Raw genomic sequence first — 17647 nt, forward strand, 5'->3', positions numbered from 1 at the left:
TGACGAATCGTGTGTTACATGGCTAGATAAAAGACAGGGTTATGCTTGACTGGTAACAAACTCAAATAAATACCATAAAGGGTGTCAGGGTCACATGAACGAACAATATTCCGCAATGCGAAGTAATGTCAGTATGCTCGGTAAACTCCTGGGCGATACTGTAAAGGATGCTTTAGGAGAAAATATTCTCGACCGGGTGGAAACCATACGAAAACTGTCTAAATCATCCCGTGCGGGCAATGACACCGATCGCCAGGAGCTACTTTCTACCCTGCAAAATTTATCTAATGAAGAATTGTTACCGGTCGCCAGAGCATTCAGCCAGTTTCTTAATCTGACCAACGTCGCCGAACAATACCAGACCATTTCCCATCAGTCTCAGGGGGCAAATAACCCTGAATTACTGAAACAAGCCTTTGAACGTTTAAAGCAGCAAAAAGGGTTGAGTGAGGCCGATATTCTAAAGGCCATCGAAGACTTATCGATTGAACTGGTCCTCACTGCACACCCGACAGAAATTACCCGTCGAACACTGATCCATAAACTGGTTGAAGTGAACAGCTGTCTGAAACAGCTGGATCACAGTGACCTGACAGATTATGAACGAAACAGTATTCTGCGTCGTTTACGTCAGCTGGTTGCCCAGGCCTGGCATACCGACGAAATCCGTAAAATTCGCCCGACCCCCGTCGATGAAGCCAAGTGGGGTTTTGCGGTGGTCGAAAACAGCCTGTGGGAAGGTGTCCCTGCCTTCCTGCGCGAGCTTAATGAACAGGCGGAAGAGACTTTTGGTATTAAATTACCGGTAGATTTTGTGCCGGTGAAATTTACCTCATGGATGGGTGGCGACCGTGACGGAAACCCGAATGTTACTGCACCTATCACCCGCCATGTGATCCAGCTAAGCCGCTGGAAGGCTGCTGATCTTTTTTTACGGGACATCGGAGTCCTGATTTCCGAGCTATCGATGTCAGTCTGTTCTGACGAAGTGAGAGAACTGTGTGGTGATCCGGAAGCACTGGAACCTTACCGCATGATCCTCAAGCGTATCCGCAGTCAGTTGATTAACACTCAGACCTACCTCGAACGCCGTCTCAAAGGGGATTTCCCGACCCGGCCAAAAGACCTGCTGGTGAATAATAGCCAGCTTTGGGATCCGCTGTTTGCGATCTATCAGTCATTACAGAAATGCGGCATGGGGATTATCGCTAACGGTCAGTTGCTGGATACCCTGCGCCGGATAAAATGTTTCGGGGTTCCGCTGGTTCGTATCGATTTACGTCAGGAGAGCACCCGGCATACTGAAGCATTAGCGGAAATTACTCGCTATCTTGGCCTGGGTGATTATGAAAGCTGGTCTGAATCAGACAAACAGGCTTTCCTGATCCGTGAACTGAATTCTAAACGTCCGTTGTTGCCACAGCAGTGGGACCCAAGCGATGATACCCGTGAAGTACTGGAAACCTGCCGTGTCGCAGCTGAAGTGCCGCAAGGGTCTATTGCCGCTTATGTCATTTCAATGGCTAAAACTCCTTCTGATGTACTGGCCGTTCATTTGTTACTGAAAGAGGCCGGAATCCGTTATGCAATGCCGGTCGCTCCGTTGTTTGAAACACTGGATGACCTGAACAATGCCAACGATGTGATGACTCAACTATTGAGCATCGACTGGTATCGGGGATTTATCCAGGGTAAACAGATGGTCATGATTGGCTATTCTGACTCGGCGAAAGATGCCGGAGTGATGGCAGCCAGCTGGGCTCAATACCAGGCACAGGACGCCCTGATTAAAACCTGCGAAAAAGCCGGTATTGCACTGACTTTATTCCATGGCCGCGGTGGCTCGATTGGTCGTGGCGGTGCTCCCGCCCAGGCGGCGTTATTATCTCAGCCTCCGGGCAGCCTGAAAGGCGGCTTACGTGTCACAGAACAGGGAGAGATGATCCGCTTTAAGTTTGGTCTGCCGGAAGTCACCATTGCCAGCCTGTCACTTTATACCGGAGCAATTCTGGAAGCTAACCTGCTACCACCGCCGGAACCAAAAGCGCAATGGCGTCAGATTATGGATCAGCTATCTGATGATTCCTGTGCCATGTACCGTGGTTATGTGAGAGAACACCCGAGCTTTGTCCCTTATTTCCGTTCAGCAACCCCTGAACAGGAGTTGGGCAAATTACCTCTGGGTTCAAGACCGGCGAAACGCCGTCCGACCGGTGGTGTGGAATCGTTGCGGGCTATTCCGTGGATTTTCGCCTGGACACAGAACCGTTTAATGTTACCCGCCTGGCTGGGTGCCGGTGCCGCATTGCAAAAGACGATTGAAAAAGGTCAGCAGGATGAGCTGGAAGCGATGTGCCGTGACTGGCCATTCTTCTCAACCCGCATTGGAATGCTGGAAATGGTATTCGCCAAAGCAGACCTGTGGTTAGCTGAATACTATGATCATCGTCTGGTAGATGCTTCACTGTGGCCACTGGGTCAGCAGTTACGTGATCAACTGGCAGAAGATATAAAAACCGTACTGACTATTTCGAATGATGCCCACCTGATGGCCGACCAGCCGTGGATTGCAGAATCTATTGCATTACGTAATGTCTATACTGACCCGTTGAATGTGCTACAAGCGGAACTACTGCATCGTTCCCGCGCCCAGGAAGCAGCCGGAGAGGCGGCTAATCCTGAAGTTGAACAGGCACTGATGGTCACTATTGCCGGGATTGCCGCAGGTATGCGTAATACGGGCTAATCTGCTGCCGCGAAAGAAAACTGAAGGGCGCCTGCTGCGGTGCCCTTTTTTAATCACTGCGTCAGGCAGCTACGCTGTGTGGGCGAACACCCAGGGTGTGGCAAATGGCATAGCTCATTTCAGCCCGGTTCAGGGTATAGAAATGAAAATCTGTCACTCCCTCCCTGGATAAAATCTTCACCATATCCATGGCAATATTTGCCCCCACCAGTTTTCGGGTTTCAGCATCGTCATCCAGCCCTGCAAACTGAGAGCTCATCCAGTGAGGAACCCGGACATTAGTCAGGGCAGAAAAACGCTGTAACTGTCTGAAATTACTAACTGGTAAGATCCCCGGAACAATTTCTACCTCAATACCTGCCGCCGCGCAGCGATCGCGAAATCGCAGATAACTTTCAACATCGAAAAAGAACTGGGTAATAGCCCTGTCCGCTCCGGCTTCGACCTTACGCTTCAGGTTTAGCAAATCAGCCTGCGCACTTTTCGCCTCAGGATGAACCTCCGGGTAGGCTGCCACAGAGATGTCGAAATCGCCGACATCTTTCAGCAGTGCCACCAGATCGGCGGCGTGCATGGAGGGCTTGCCACTGCTGTCAGGCAAATCACCGCGCAGAGCCACAATATGACGGATACCACTGTGCCAGTAATCTCTGGCAATGTGACGTAATTCATCACGATCCGCATCGATGCAGGTCAGATGAGGAGCCGCTTCCAGCCCGGTGCGTTCTTTAATCCCTTTAATAATATTGTGGGTACGTCCCCGCTCCCCGGAATTCGCGCCATAGGTGACCGACACAAACTGAGGTTTAAGGATGCTGAGACGATCGATCGAACGCCACAGAATATCTTCCATCTCCTGCGTTCGTGGCGGGAAAAACTCAAATGACACATGAATCCTGCCGTTTAGCTCCGAAAGGCTCTGATTAAGTGCTTCGTACTGATTCGCATGAAAGAAACTCATTCTGTTACCCCGCCACTCACCGCTGTGATTATCATTTACACATCCATACGTTTAGACGTCCAGATGTTCAAAATGACGAATCCCGGCGACAGGGTCAACTGAATTATCGGCAAGTCAGGATGATGAAATTTCATACAGCCTGTCTGCTGTCAATAAACCGGAACGAGGTGTGTTTACAGAGGAGGTCCGGGCAGAGAGAACCCCTGCCCGACAGGATCACAACAATTGTGCCAGACGATTCAGATCTGACTGAATCGCCCCGGCAGTAACATCTCTGCCGGCCCCCGGCCCGCGGATAATCAGGGGATTATCTCTGTACCAGCGGCTTTCAATCGCAAATACGTTATCACAAGGCAGCAGAGCGGCCAGCGGGTGATCAGCACGTACGGCTTCAACCCCTACTCTCCCTTTACCATGAGCATCAAAACGTGCGACATAACGCAGCACTAACCCCATTTCACTGGCAGCTTCATAGCGCTGGAGCATCTGTTCATTCAGCAGATCGGCATTTTCAAAAAAGTGGTCAATCGACTCCCCGGCACAATCATCCGGCACCAGTGATTCTACCCTGACCTGATGAGGTTCGATATCATAGCCTGCTTCACGCGCCAGAATAACCAGCTTGCGCATGACATCCTGACCCGAGAGGTCAACGCGTGGGTCTGGCTCTGTCAGCCCTTGCTGCCAGGCCTGATCCACAAGTTCGGTAAAGGGTACTGTTCCATCATACTGCAGGAACAGCCACGATAAGGTCCCGGAGAAAATACCACTGAGCGATAAAATAGCATCGCCGCTGTCCCGTAAATCACGCACTGCATAGTTGATCGGCAAACCCGCACCTACAGTAGCATTATACAGCCAGTAGCGCCCGGTGCGGGTAAATGCATCACGAATCTGACGCCAGTGAGCACTAGCTGATGAACCTGCGACTTTATTGGCACTGATCACATGGAAGCCGTAACTGGCAAAATCAAGATATTGCCCGGCAATACGACTATCTGCGGTAACATCCAGTACTACCAGATCATCAAACGGATGATCCCGCATCCACAGGAATAATGATTCCTGATCACGAAATTCAGATTCATCTTCGAAAAATGCCAGCGTACGGCTGGCATCCAGACCATCATAATTCAGCAGGCTTTTTTGACTGTCCGCAACACCAGCCAGTACAAATTCAAACCCGGTACGGTCTGACAGGTTTTCCTGTTCCCTGGCAAACAATTCCAGCCAGCGTGATCCAATATTACCTTTTCCAAACAGTACCAGACCGATGCGTTTTTCAGCCCGGAATAGTGACTGATGTAATCCCTGAACCAGCTGCAGCGTTGGCCCGGAGCGCAAGACCGCGACCAGACTGATGTTCTGCTCAGACTGCCAGACAAATTCTACCGGCTGATCTTTAATCTGTTGCCAGAAGCGATGCGCATGCAATGGGTTACGGGCTACCCCGGCCCCCACCATCGCCACCAGAGCCAGGCCATTACGCAAACGAACATTAACCGGCAGTCCGCTACTTTGCAGCATAGACAGTGCACTATCGACCACCTCAGCGGTGTAGCATAACTGCAGCAGGAAGCGATCCGGGTGAGCGCCGGTGGCCAGAGGGCGTAGTTGCGCGCGCGCCAGTAACTGCTCAGCCTCCTTCTTCAGGGCGGCAAAATCCTGCTGTTTCGATATTTCAATTTCAATCAGGCAGACGTCATCATGGCTGGTGACGATCCTGGCACCGGTTCCTGAGGCGAGCACCCGCTCGATACGCGTAGACCCGGCATCCGGCTGATAGCTGCAGCGTAACTGTAATTCAATATCGCTGGCAGATACCGGTTGCAGAGTGCGGGTATGGAGTACCGGAGCCGCCAGCCGCGCAAGCTCACTGGCCTCATCCAGCCTAAGTAATGGCAGTAGGCAGGCATCGTTTACTTTACGAGGATCAGCACTGTAAACCCCGGCGACATCACTCCAGATTGTGACACGCCCTGCACTTGCCAGCGCGCCAATTTGGGTCGCGGAATAGTCAGAGCCGTTACGGCCCAGCAGTACCGTTTCGCCCGCCTGATTACGGGCAATAAAACCGGTGATGACCACCCGTTGACCTTGTCTCTCTGCCAGCAAAGACTGTAAACGTTGTCTGGATTCCGTTTCTCTGACTTCCGGCTGAGCAGCACGTTCCGCACACAAAAACTCACGGGCATCGAGCCAGCTGGCAGCAATATCCTGTTGAGCCAGCAGGGCAGCCATCAGTCTCGCTGACCAGATTTCACCATGCCCTACCACCTCGGCATATACGGCATCGGTGATAGTACTGTCCAGTAACACAGCCAGACGTTCCAACTCGTGTACAAATTTCTGAATCAGTTCGTCAGCCTGTGCTGCAGGTAACAGACTACTCATCAGACTGGTCTGAAAGCGGCGCAAATTCTGCTGCACCTGATGGGCAGATAGGCGGTCAGTCTGGCTAAGCTTTAGCCAGCTAATCAGTTGGTTAGTTGTGCTTCCCGCGGCAGAAACCACCATCAGGTCGCCAGGCTGGCTATGTTCAGCCATAATCCCGGCTACCCGCTGATAGCATCGTGCATCTGCCAGGCTGCTGCCCCCGAATTTATGCAGTTGCCTCACTTCGAGCGCTCCACAGTCTGATGAAATTGTCATGCTTACCCCTTCGTTACTACCCGAAATGCATTTTCCAGATCAGCAACTAAATCTTCATGGTCTTCGATACCTACTGATACCCTTAATAAGGTATCAGAAATTCCGGCCGCGGCCCGTGCTTCCGGAGACATTCCAGCATGTGTCATGGTAGCGGTATGCGAAATCAGGCTCTCCACACCACCGAGGGATTCTGCCAGCGTAAATAATGACAGAGCTTTCAGGAAGGTTCTGACGGTCTGCTCGTCACCATCAAGCTCAAAGCTTAACATTGCCCCAAATCCACGCTGTTGACGCCGGGCAAATTCATGGCCTGAATTTTCAGGCAATGAAGGATGGTATAGCTTCTTCACTAACGGCTGTTTTTTCAGCGCATCGACAATGGCCAGTGCATTGCGTTGTGCTGCCGCCATTCTCGGTCCCAGGGTACGCAACCCACGCAGTAACAGGTAACTGTCAAAGGCGGCACCGGTTACCCCGATATTGTTCGCCCACCATTTCAGCTCAGTCACCAGCTCCGGGTCTTTCGCAATAACTGTACCGGCGACCACATCGGAGTGCCCGTTCAGGTATTTTGTACAGGAATGCACCACCAGGTCCGCCCCCAGAGCCAGAGGATTCTGCAAGACAGGGCTTAGGAAGGTATTGTCGACGACCGACACTGCACCGGCGGCTTTGGCCGCACGACAAATACCCTCAATATCCACGACCCGCAACAACGGATTGCTGGGACTTTCGACCAGTACCAGTTTAGGGCCTTCTGCCATCGCTTCCGCCAGCGCCCGGGGATCCCCCTGGTCAACAAATTTTACTCTGAAAGCACCACGTTTGCTTAGGCTGTCAAATAAGCGATAACTGCCACCGTAGCAATCATGCGGAGCGACCAGCAAATCACCGGGCTTAAGAAAAACAGTAGTCACCAGTAAAATGGCTGACATTCCGGTATTGGTCAGGACCGCTCCGGCTCCACCTTCCAGCTCAGCCAGCGCCTGCTGCACAACATCGCGTGTAGGATTTCCTCTGCGTGAGTAATCGTGGGTACGTGGCTGATTGAAATCCACAAAGTTATAAGTACTGGAAAGATGGATTGGTGGTACTACACAGCCATACTGCTCATCATCATTTAAGCCGCTGCGGACGGCGATAGTCGCTTGCTTATGTGTCATGACGTCATTTTCACTGAGAAGGGGAACAGGTGCACAGAATAACATTCACAAATCGGACGTCAATACATCTAGACATCCAAATGTCTGTGAGTGTAGATTGAGCAATAGAGCAAGAAACGCTAAAATTACCTGGTAAAGTCAAATATCGCCACAATTGTCACTACCTGGATCATCATTTATCAGCAGAGACAAAACTATAATGCAGATATCTGGCATAATTAGCTGAACCCGGCAAGTTAACTTTTTATTAATAAGGTACCCCATGGCTGAATGGAATGCCGAATATATCAGCCCTTATGCTGAGCATGGCAAAAAAAGTGAGCAGGTAAAAAAAATAACTGTCTCTATCCCTCTGAAAGTTCTTAAGATTCTTACTGATGAGCGGACGCGCCGCCAGGTGAATAACCTGCGTCATGCCACCAACAGTGAACTGTTGTGTGAGGCCTTTTTGCATGCTTTTACCGGACAACCTTTACCGGACGATAACGATTTGCGGAAAGAGCGTGGTGATGAGATCCCTGAAGAGGCGAAGGTCATCATGCGTGAAATGGGCATTGACCCGGACAAATGGGAATACTGATTGCGGAAAATTCGCCAGTATGACGGTTCTTTCAGGTAAAAAACGTAAAAAAAACCCGGCCATGCCGGGTTTTTTTACATCCGAATCCGCAGACTCGTCTGTGGGAAACTTATTTTGAACCCGGGATGCTGAAACGTTTGTTGAAACGCTCAACACGACCACCGGTGTCAACAACACGCTGTTTACCAGTGTAGAACGGGTGGCATTTACCACATACGTCCAGGTTTACATCGTGGCCGACGGTAGAATGAGTGTTGATAACGTTACCGCAAGAGCAGGTAATGGTGACAGCTTTGTATTCCGGGTGAATACCTTGTTTCATGGGAGAACCTCTGTAAAAGGCCGTGTCGCTCTCCGTGCCAGGCGAACCTGCACAGCACCACACGCGGTTAAAAGAATTTTTCGTATCTCTGCAGCCACTCGCGGCAACAGAGGCGCTGTATTATACAGAACCCCACCGGCATGATGCAAATAAATTCACCATGTCGGTGATGGGCTTCACCGTGTACACTACGCTTTTTACCCTCCGGAGTTACTGAATGCCCGTCATTAAGGTTGCACTGCCCGTTCCTCTGCCCCGACTATTTGATTACCTCGTCCCCGAAGGAGACGTACCTGTCATTGGCAGCAGGGTGAGTGTGCCCTTTGGTCCCCGAAAAATGACAGGCATTGTGCATGGCATTGCCGCACAGAGTGAGCTGCCGGAAGCACAACTGAAAACCATTGATGCGGTCATAGACAATAAGACTATCTTCCCTGATTCATTGTGGAAACTGCTCAACTGGGCAGCAGATTACTATCATTACCCTGTGGGTGAAGTCTTTTTTCATGCATTACCGGTACAGCTCCGTCAGGGACGGCCCGCACAACCGTCCTCCTTATGGCAATGGTCTGTCACTGAGCAGGGATTATCCACCTCACCTGACAGCCTGAAACGCTCAGAGAAGCAGCAGCGTGCACTTGCCGCATTACGTCATGCACCTCTGCAACGCCATGAACTCAGGCAGCACGATTTGAACGATGCTGTCCTGCAGGCATTACGTAAAAAAGGGATCTGTGAACTGACAGAAATTCTGCCCCCGTTAACCGACTGGCGCTCAGAATACCGGGTTAAGGGCGAACGTTTACGGCTGAATACCGAACAGGCCACGGCTGTCGGTGCCATTCGAAGCCTGGATAATCAGTATGCTGCCTGGCTACTGGCGGGAATTACGGGGTCTGGGAAAACTGAAGTGTATCTCACTGTGCTGGAGAACATTCTGGCTGAAGGGCGGCAGGCATTAGTACTGGTGCCGGAAATTGGCCTGACACCACAGACTATTGCCCGTTTCCGGGAGCGGTTTAATGCCCCGGTCGATGTCCTGCATTCTGCACTGAACGACAGTGAACGCCTGAATGTCTGGCTACGGGCCAGCAGAGGCGAATCCGCCATTATCATTGGCACCCGCTCGGCACTGTTCACCCCCCTTGCCCGCCCCGGTATTATTATTATTGATGAAGAACATGACAGTTCTTATAAACAGCAGGAAGGCTGGCGTTATCATGCCCGTGATCTGGCCGTCTTTCGGGCTCATCAGGAAAACATCCCGGTAGTGCTTGGATCAGCCACCCCTGCGTTGGAAACCTTACACAATGTCAGTACCGGAAAGTACCGTCAGTTAACCCTGACTAAACGAGCGGGCAATGCCCGTCCGGCGTTACAGCAAATTATCGATCTGAAAGGTGTCCGCTTACAGTCGGGGCTTTCCCCGGTACTGATTAATAAGATGCGCCAGCATCTTCAGGCCAATAATCAGGTCCTGTTGTTTCTTAACCGACGCGGCTATGCCCCGGCTCTGCTTTGTCATGATTGCGGCTGGTTGGCGGAATGCCAGCGTTGTGAACATTACTATACCTTTCACCAACAACAACGCCAGTTGCGCTGTCACCACTGTGACAGCCAGCGTCCTCTGCCATATCAGTGCCCGCAATGCGGCTCGACTCATCTGATGCCGGTAGGCATGGGAACAGAGCAGTTGGAAGAACAACTGAAAACACTGTTTCCGGGAATTCCGGTGACCCGGGTTGACCGTGATACCACCAGTCGGAAAGGAACTCTTGAGCAACATCTTGAAGACATTCATCAGGGAGGTGCACGGATTCTGGCCGGTACCCAGATGCTGGCCAAAGGCCACCATTTCCCGGATGTCACCCTGGTGGCACTACTGGATGTCGATGGTGCGCTGTTTTCCGCTGATTTCAGGGCTGCCGAACGCTTTGCTCAGTTGTACGTTCAGGTTGCAGGTCGGGCAGGGCGGGCAGGGAAACAAGGTGAGGTAGTGCTGCAAACTCATCATCCGGAACACCCGCTGTTACATACTCTGCTGTACAACGGCTATTTTTCATTTGCCAGCCAGACGTTACAGGAGCGCCGCCAGGTGAGCCTGCCACCGTTTTCCAGCCATGCGCTGTTCCGTGCTGAAGACTCAGATAATCAACAGGCGGAACAGTTCCTGTTACAACTGCGTAATTTACTGGAGGCCAGCCCACTGAAAGATGAGCACTGTTGGATTATGGGGCCGGTACCGGCACTACAGTCTAAAAGAAATGGTCGCTGGCGCTGGCAGTTACTGGTGCAACATTCTTCAAGAAAGCAACTGCAGCGCATACTGCGACATACCCTGCCACTTTTCTCTACCCTGCCGGCACTAAAAAAAGTGAAATGGACGCTGGATATCGATCCCACCGAGAACTGATTCAATGCCTGATTTGCGTAACAACACGAAAATACAGCGTTGAATAACCGGATTATTGCAAATCTGATATCAGCAGCCACAGATAATCTGCTAACAATAAGGGATACCGTGGTGTACGCTCACCGCTTTGTTAATGATTAACCTAATGCCGGAGTTTGTGTCTTGGAACAGAATTCACTACCGGGCCGCGCCACAATGAAAGACGTTGCCGAAAAAGCAGGTGTCTCCACAGCAACCGTTTCGCGTGCTCTGGCATCCCCGGATAAAGTTTCCGCCATTGCCCGTTTAAAGGTAATGCAGGCGATTAGTGAGCTGGGTTATGCTCCGGACCTGCTTCCTCGTCATCAGCGCAGAAATGATTCTCAGACACTGCTCATCCTTGTCCCCGATATCTGTGATCCCTTTTTCCATGAGATGATTCGGGGCATTGAGGTCACGGCAGCGGCGGAAGGATATCTGGCTTTAATTGGTGATTGTGCTCACCAGGATATGCAGGAAGTCGGCTTTCTGGACCGGATTCTGACCCGCCAGATAGACGGGCTGTTATTACTCGGATCGCAGATCCCTCCCCTGCAGAAACTGGTTCACCGGGATCAATTGCCTCCACTGGTCATGGCTAATGAATTCTCAGCGGACCTGGAATACCCAACAGTACATATCGATAATCTGACATCGGCATTTAATGCGGTGAATTATCTGCTGGATACCGGACTGAACCGGATAGCCTGTATTACCGGTCCCGACACCATTTCACACTGTCGTTACCGACGGCAGGGATACATCCAGGCACTACAACGACAGAATATTGATATCAATCCTCATTACCTGGAGCGTGGCGATTTCTCCTTCGATTCTGGAGCTGAAGCTCTGATTCGTCTGATGAAGTTACCTTCTCCTCCGGAGGCTATCTTTTGTCACAATGACCGGATGGCATTAGGCGTCTTACATCAGGCCGAAAAAATGGGTATCAGAGTTCCGCAGCAGCTATCGGTGATCGGCTTTGATGATATTGACGCGGCCCAGTACAGCCATCCACCGCTGACGACCATTACACAACCCAGATTTGATATTGGCCGGGAGGCGGCGACATTATTGATGGAAATTATTCGTGGCGAGCGTGTTAATGGTGGCTCACGTTTACTGGAAGCCAGACTGCAGGTACGACAGTCAACCTTGATCCCGGCCAAATAGCAGTCTTAGCTCCGCTTTCGGTGATTTTCAGGTATTTTCTCAGGCAGAGTTTACTGGTCAAAGTTCATCCCCTTGAGTAAACTGGAACAGTTATTGCCATTGTATAGATAACCGGGCGGTTCGCCCGCCAGGCTGATTGATAAATTTTCGGAACGAATGTGGCACAAAAAGACTATGTAGGCCGCGGGCGTTCAACAGGGACGCAGCGCAAAAAGAACTCTCCACGAAGCAAGAAGAGCAAAAAAAGCTCAGGACTACCCAAACTGATGATCGTGGTGGCCGTCGCGGTACTGGTCGCCTTTATCGGTGGTTTATGGTTTATTGCTCATCATAAAAAGGAAGAGTTAGAGGAAGTGATGCCGCATAAAAATGCCGGCAATGGTTTACCTCCGAAACCGGAAGAGCGCTGGAAATATATCAAGGAACTGGAAAACAGCCAGACAACGGTGCCTCAACCTACTGAACCTTCCGCAGGCGGCGAAATCAAATCACAAACTCAGTTGACTGATGAACAACGTCAGTTGCTGGAGCAAATGGCCGCTGATATGCGTCAGCAGCCGATCCAGCTTAATGAAGTTCCGTGGAATGAACAAACTCCGGCGCAAAAACAACAAACTTTGCGTCAGCAGGCGGCTACCCGACAGCAACAACAGAATTATCAACAGCAACATAGTTACCAGCAGCCGCAGAATTATCAGCAACAGTCTGATTATCAACAGCAGCAGCTATTGCAGGCTCAGCAAGCTGAGCGCCAGCGTCTGGATAGACAGCAACGTCTTGAGCGTCAGCAACAAGCAGAGAAACAACGCCAGGCTGAACGGCAACAGCAGCTACAGGCAGAAAGACAGCAGCGACTGGAAAAACAGCAGCAGGCTCAGCAACAGTCCGCTCAACAGCAAGTGGATCGTCGTCCTGCAGCTCAGGCTCCAACACCTGCAGCACCCCGTACCAGCCAACCAGCACCGGTCACCCGGGAAGCACCTAAGCCTGCGGCAACAGCGGCTTCCGGAAAACGCTGGATGATTCAGTGCGGTTCCTTTAAAGGCAGTGAACAGGCTGAATCAGTGCGTGCATCTCTGGCTTTTGAAGGTTTTGAGAGCCGTACGACTACCGGCGGTGGCTGGAATCGGGTTGTTATCGGGCCTTATTCAGATCGCGCTAAAGTTGACAGCGTAGTCAAACAACTTCGTAGTTCTGGCCATACAAACTGTATAACTCTCTCCCTGGGGGGTTGAAAGCCTTAACCCCCCTCCCCATATATCCCCTTATGTGACTCCGCGCACCGCGCGGAGTGTTTTTTTCTCTAAAAAGGGGCGGCCCGTGACAACGATTGTAAGTGTTCGACGCAATGGCCAGGTAGTGATTGGCGGTGACGGCCAGGCTACTCTTGGTAATACAGTAATGAAGGGTAACGTAAAGAAAGTACGTCGCCTGTACAACGACAAGGTCATTGCCGGCTTTGCCGGGGGGACTGCCGATGCCTTTACCCTGTTTGAACTGTTTGAACGTAAGCTGGAAATGCACCAGGGGCATTTGGTTAAAGCGGCAGTTGAACTGGCAAAAGACTGGCGTACTGACCGGATGCTACGACGCCTCGAAGCTCTGCTGGCGGTGGCTGACGAGCATGCCTCGTTAATTATCAGTGGTAATGGTGATGTCATTCAGCCCGAAAATGATTTGATCGCTATCGGATCTGGCGGACCTTATGCACAGGCAGCAGCGCGTGCTCTGCTGGAAAACAGCGAACTCAGTGCCCGGGAAATTACCGAAAAAGCACTGGATATCGCGGGTGATATTTGCATTTACACCAACCACAACGTCACTATCGAAGAACTGGCGTCCAGCAAGTAAGGATTTCTAATATGTCTGAAATGACTCCCCGCGAAATAGTAAGCGAACTGAATAAGTTCATCATCGGTCAGGATGGTGCTAAGCGTGCCGTTTCTATCGCCCTGCGTAACCGCTGGCGGCGGATGCAGCTCGAAGCTGAACTGCGTCACGAAGTGACTCCGAAAAACATTCTGATGATAGGCCCGACCGGGGTGGGTAAAACAGAAATTGCCCGCCGTCTGGCGAAACTGGCCAACGCGCCATTTATTAAAGTTGAAGCAACGAAATTTACTGAAGTGGGTTATGTCGGTAAAGAAGTTGATTCTATCATCCGTGATTTGACTGACGCTGCAGTAAAAATGGTCCGCAGTCAGGCTATCGAACGTAACAAGTCACGAGCCGAAGAACAGGCTGAAGAGCGTATTCTTGATGTACTGATTCCTCCGGCTAAGAATAACTGGGGCCAGCCAGAGGCAAACAGTGAACCTTCTGCTGCCCGTCAGTCCTTCCGTAAAAAATTGCGTGAAGGGCAACTGGACGACAAAGAAATTGAAATTGATCTGGCTGCCTCACCGATGGATGTTGAAATCATGGCACCTCCTGGCATGGAAGAAATGACCAGCCAGCTGCAGTCCATGTTCCAGAATCTGGGCGGACAAAAGCAAAAAGCTCGCAAGTTAAAGATCAAAGATGCACTTAAACTGTTGATCGAAGAAGAAGCCGCCAGACTGGTGAATCCGGAAGAGCTGAAGCAGGAAGCTATCGAAGCCGTTGAACAGCATGGCATTGTTTTTATTGATGAAATTGACAAAATCTGTAAGCGTGGACAGTCCTCCGGTCCGGATGTTTCCCGGGAAGGTGTGCAGCGTGACTTGCTGCCTTTAGTTGAAGGCTGTACGGTATCGACTAAACACGGTATGGTCAAAACTGACCACATTTTGTTTATTGCCTCCGGCGCATTCCAGGTTGCCAGCCCTTCAGATCTGATACCTGAACTGCAGGGTCGTTTACCTATCCGCGTAGAGTTGCAGGCGCTGACGGTTAACGATTTTGAACGTATTCTGACAGAACCGAGCGCGTCGGTGACTGTACAGTACAAAGCGTTAATGGCCACTGAAGGAGTCAATGTAGAGTTCAGCGAAGATGGTATTCGCCGGATTGCTGAAGCTGCATGGCAGGTCAATGAAACGACTGAAAATATCGGGGCTCGTCGCCTGTACACCGTGCTGGAAAAACTGATGGAAGATATTTCTTTCGATGCCAGCGATCGTCCGGGAGAATCTGTGACTATAGATGCCAACTATGTCAGCAGCCACCTGGACAAACTGGTTGCAGATGAAGACCTGAGCCGTTTTATCCTGTAACTGAGCGTCTGGCTGTGGGTTTTTCGGCTGTCTGCACTCCGGGACAGACAGCCGGATAACCCCTTTGTTTGACCAGGATTAATATCCTCCCCACGGCATTTCGCTACTCTGATCCCCGGCCTGATAGTTTTTTTCCTGGATGCCGGTAGCCGTAGTTAAAGCACCGTCTCTGAGTGATGATTCGGCGTTTCTGTCATAATAAATGCCACCGTAAGATATTCATCCCGCAACACAGGCCACGTGGCAACGGAGGCTTTTTTGCTATCCATAGAAAGAACGCGATATACTTTAACCACCTCTGGCAAACAGATGATACCGCTATGAAATACGATACCTCCGAACTTTGTGATATTTACCATGAAGAAGTGAATGTAGTTGAGCCTTTGTTTTCTAACTTTGGCGGACGCACGTCTTTTGGTGGTCAGATAACAACTGTCAAATGCTTCGAAGACAATGGCCTGCTTTATGACATACTTGAAGAAAACGGGCTGGGCCGGGTACTGGTCGTTGACGGAGGAGGTTCCGTACGTCGCGCATTGATTGATGCCCAACTGGCGCAACTGGCAACACAGAGTGAATGGGAAGGTATTGTAGTTTATGGATCAGTTCGTCAGGTTGATGAACTGGAGGAGCTCGATATCGGTATTCAGGCCATGGCGGCCATTCCTGTAGGTGCCGCAGGTGAAGGCATTGGTGAAAGTGATATTAGGGTGAATTTTGGCGGTGTCACTTTTTTCTCGGGTGATTATCTCTATGCAGATAATACCGGCATCATCCTGTCAGAAAACCCACTGGCGCTCGAAGAAGACGAAGAAGAAGACGAGTAGTCGTTCTGGCGGCAAACCGGGTGCTCTCGCACCCGGCTCTGGTTTCATTCCGTAACAGAATCAAACCTCATCCATTTTTCCCAGCAGTGCACGCAGGCGTTCCTGCCACTGTTGTTGTTCTTCTTTTAACTGCTGATTTTCACGGGTAAGTGAATCATGATTACCAGCAACCTGTAACGCTTCCTGCTTCAGCGTATTATTTTGTTCTTTCAGCTCTTCAATTTCCATCTGTAACAGGGTGATAGTATCAATCGCCTGCTGTACTTTAGCTTCCAGTTTTTCGAACATTTCAAATGACATTTATATAACCTCTCCTATATCGCAAGGCGTTGATGTGCCAGCTACGATCCTGACAAGCCCTGTAAAATTCCTGTAGCTGGCTACGATAACACGATTGTATGAAGCCTGATCACGCAAGTCCAGTGACCAGGCGAATTCCGGAGCAGTCTGTAACACTTTTCGCCCCGCCCTCACTCTCTTTCCCCTCCGGACTGTTGTTTTTTACCCGTCACAGACAGCAAAATGATCATCCGGCAGGACAATTCAGCAACAAAATACGCGAATTCGCTCATTTTTTTTGACATGGCACACAAATTTCAAGTTCGGTATTTATCGTTTTTGCTCGTTAACGATAAATTTAAATCAACCCTACATAAAAGTCGGGTGACTCAGGGAACGAGTACATAACACCGATAAATTTAACCTCTCTTAAGGAATTCATCATGAGTCAAACGACAAATTCGCTCACAGGCCAGTGCATCGCAGAATTTATAGGTACCGGTTTAATTCTGTTCTTCGGTGCCGGATGCGTGGCGGCAATGAAAGTTGCCGGTGCCAGCTTTGGGCAATGGGAAATTTGTATCGTCTGGGGCCTGGCAGTATCCATGGGTGCTTATGTCAGTGCAGGGATCTCCGGTGCCCACCTGAACCCGGCCGTTACCATAGCACTTTGCCTGTTTGGTAACTTTGAAGGTCGTAAAATCATTCCTTATATTATCGCACAGACTGCCGGCGCGTTTTGTGCGGCAGCATTGGTATACGCGCTTTACCATAATCTGTTTATTGATTACGAACAGACACATCAGATGGTCCGTGGCAGCGTCGATAGTCTGAGTCTGGCCGGAGTGTTTTCGACTTATCCGAACCCGCAAATCAGCGTCCCTCAGGCATTCTTCGTTGAAATAGTGATTACTGCCGTCCTGATGGGAGTCATTATGGCTCTGACCGATGACGGCAATGGCTTGCCACGTGGACCGTTAGCTCCGCTGCTGATTGGTTTACTGGTCGCTGCAATTGGCGCAGCAACAGGTCCTCTGACCGGATTTGCCCTGAACCCAGCCCGTGATTTTGGACCGAAAATGTTTACGGCTCTGGTCGGATGGGGAAAAGTTGCCTTCACCGGTGGACAGGAAATCCCTTATTTCCTGGTTCCAATCTTTGGACCACTGATTGGTGCGTGCGTCGGTGCATTTATCTATCGTAATTTCATTGGCCGCTACTTACCAGTAAACCTTCCTGCGCCTGTGAATGAAAAAGAACAGCCACTGTCACGCTCAGAACAGCATAAAGCGTAAACTTAATAACGAATTCATCAGGAA

General features: G+C 50.6%; 14 protein-coding genes. 9 read left to right on the plus strand and 5 right to left on the minus strand.

The window, feature by feature from the left end; genetic code table 11:
- Window positions 1–94 precede the first annotated feature (94 nt).
- Window positions 95–2746, plus strand: a complete 2652-nt coding sequence (ppc, locus tag HA49_RS17965; RefSeq protein ID WP_038015897.1) for a phosphoenolpyruvate carboxylase — start codon at window positions 95–97, stop codon at window positions 2744–2746.
- Between the two features lie 61 nt (window positions 2747–2807).
- Here the strand turns inward: ppc and metF are convergent, their stop codons facing one another.
- From metF to metB, 3 genes are all read right to left on the minus strand, one after another.
- Window positions 2808–3707: a methylenetetrahydrofolate reductase gene (gene metF / locus HA49_RS17970; protein WP_038015899.1), complete on the minus strand. Its 900-nt coding sequence runs from the start codon at window positions 3705–3707 to the stop codon at window positions 2808–2810.
- A gap of 216 nt (window positions 3708–3923) precedes the next feature.
- Window positions 3924–6359: a bifunctional aspartate kinase/homoserine dehydrogenase II gene (locus HA49_RS17975; RefSeq protein WP_038015902.1), complete on the minus strand. Its 2436-nt coding sequence runs from the start codon at window positions 6357–6359 to the stop codon at window positions 3924–3926.
- 2 nt (window positions 6360–6361) lie between these two features.
- The gene (metB, locus tag HA49_RS17980; RefSeq protein WP_038016131.1) at window positions 6362–7522 is read right to left on the minus strand and encodes a cystathionine gamma-synthase; all 1161 of its coding nucleotides are present in this window, start codon (window positions 7520–7522) and stop codon (window positions 6362–6364) included.
- A gap of 262 nt (window positions 7523–7784) precedes the next feature.
- Between metB and metJ the strand changes: the two genes are divergently transcribed.
- The gene (metJ, locus tag HA49_RS17985) at window positions 7785–8102 is read left to right on the plus strand and encodes a met regulon transcriptional regulator MetJ (RefSeq protein ID WP_046791907.1); all 318 of its coding nucleotides are present in this window, start codon (window positions 7785–7787) and stop codon (window positions 8100–8102) included.
- Window positions 8103–8211: 109 nt separating this feature from the next.
- Here metJ and rpmE read toward each other — a convergent pair whose 3' ends face one another.
- Window positions 8212–8424, minus strand: a complete 213-nt coding sequence (gene rpmE / locus HA49_RS17990) for a 50S ribosomal protein L31 (RefSeq protein ID WP_038015905.1) — start codon at window positions 8422–8424, stop codon at window positions 8212–8214.
- Window positions 8425–8641: 217 nt separating this feature from the next.
- Between rpmE and priA the strand changes: the two genes are divergently transcribed.
- The 6 genes from priA to rraA all read left to right on the plus strand — a co-directional run bounded on the left by priA (window position 8642) and on the right by rraA (window position 16049).
- Window positions 8642–10837 carry a primosomal protein N' gene (gene priA / locus HA49_RS17995; RefSeq protein ID WP_038015908.1) on the plus strand — a complete coding sequence of 732 codons (2196 nt, stop codon included), beginning with the start codon at window positions 8642–8644 and terminating at the stop codon, window positions 10835–10837.
- A gap of 162 nt (window positions 10838–10999) precedes the next feature.
- The gene (cytR, locus tag HA49_RS18000) at window positions 11000–12028 is read left to right on the plus strand and encodes a DNA-binding transcriptional regulator CytR (RefSeq protein WP_425427746.1); all 1029 of its coding nucleotides are present in this window, start codon (window positions 11000–11002) and stop codon (window positions 12026–12028) included.
- 158 nt (window positions 12029–12186) lie between these two features.
- Window positions 12187–13263: a cell division protein FtsN gene (gene ftsN / locus HA49_RS18005; RefSeq protein ID WP_038015910.1), complete on the plus strand. Its 1077-nt coding sequence runs from the start codon at window positions 12187–12189 to the stop codon at window positions 13261–13263.
- 85 nt (window positions 13264–13348) lie between these two features.
- Window positions 13349–13879 (plus strand): ATP-dependent protease subunit HslV, encoded by a 531-nt coding sequence (hslV, locus tag HA49_RS18010; protein WP_038015913.1) that lies wholly within the window; start codon window positions 13349–13351, stop codon window positions 13877–13879.
- 11 nt (window positions 13880–13890) lie between these two features.
- On the plus strand, window positions 13891–15222 hold the full coding sequence (hslU, locus tag HA49_RS18015) for an ATP-dependent protease ATPase subunit HslU (protein WP_038015915.1): 1332 nt from the start codon (window positions 13891–13893) through the stop codon (window positions 15220–15222).
- Between the two features lie 320 nt (window positions 15223–15542).
- Window positions 15543–16049 carry a ribonuclease E activity regulator RraA gene (gene rraA / locus HA49_RS18020; protein ID WP_038015918.1) on the plus strand — a complete coding sequence of 169 codons (507 nt, stop codon included), beginning with the start codon at window positions 15543–15545 and terminating at the stop codon, window positions 16047–16049.
- A 60-nt stretch (window positions 16050–16109) separates the two neighbouring features.
- Here the strand turns inward: rraA and zapB are convergent, their stop codons facing one another.
- The gene (zapB, locus tag HA49_RS18025; protein WP_038015920.1) at window positions 16110–16349 is read right to left on the minus strand and encodes a cell division protein ZapB; all 240 of its coding nucleotides are present in this window, start codon (window positions 16347–16349) and stop codon (window positions 16110–16112) included.
- A gap of 422 nt (window positions 16350–16771) precedes the next feature.
- Between zapB and HA49_RS18030 the strand changes: the two genes are divergently transcribed.
- On the plus strand, window positions 16772–17623 hold the full coding sequence (locus HA49_RS18030; RefSeq protein ID WP_038015923.1) for an MIP/aquaporin family protein: 852 nt from the start codon (window positions 16772–16774) through the stop codon (window positions 17621–17623).
- Window positions 17624–17647 lie beyond the last annotated feature (24 nt).

It is taken from the genome of Tatumella morbirosei, from assembly GCF_000757425.2.
Taxonomy (GTDB): Bacteria; Pseudomonadota; Gammaproteobacteria; order Enterobacterales; family Enterobacteriaceae; genus Tatumella; species Tatumella morbirosei.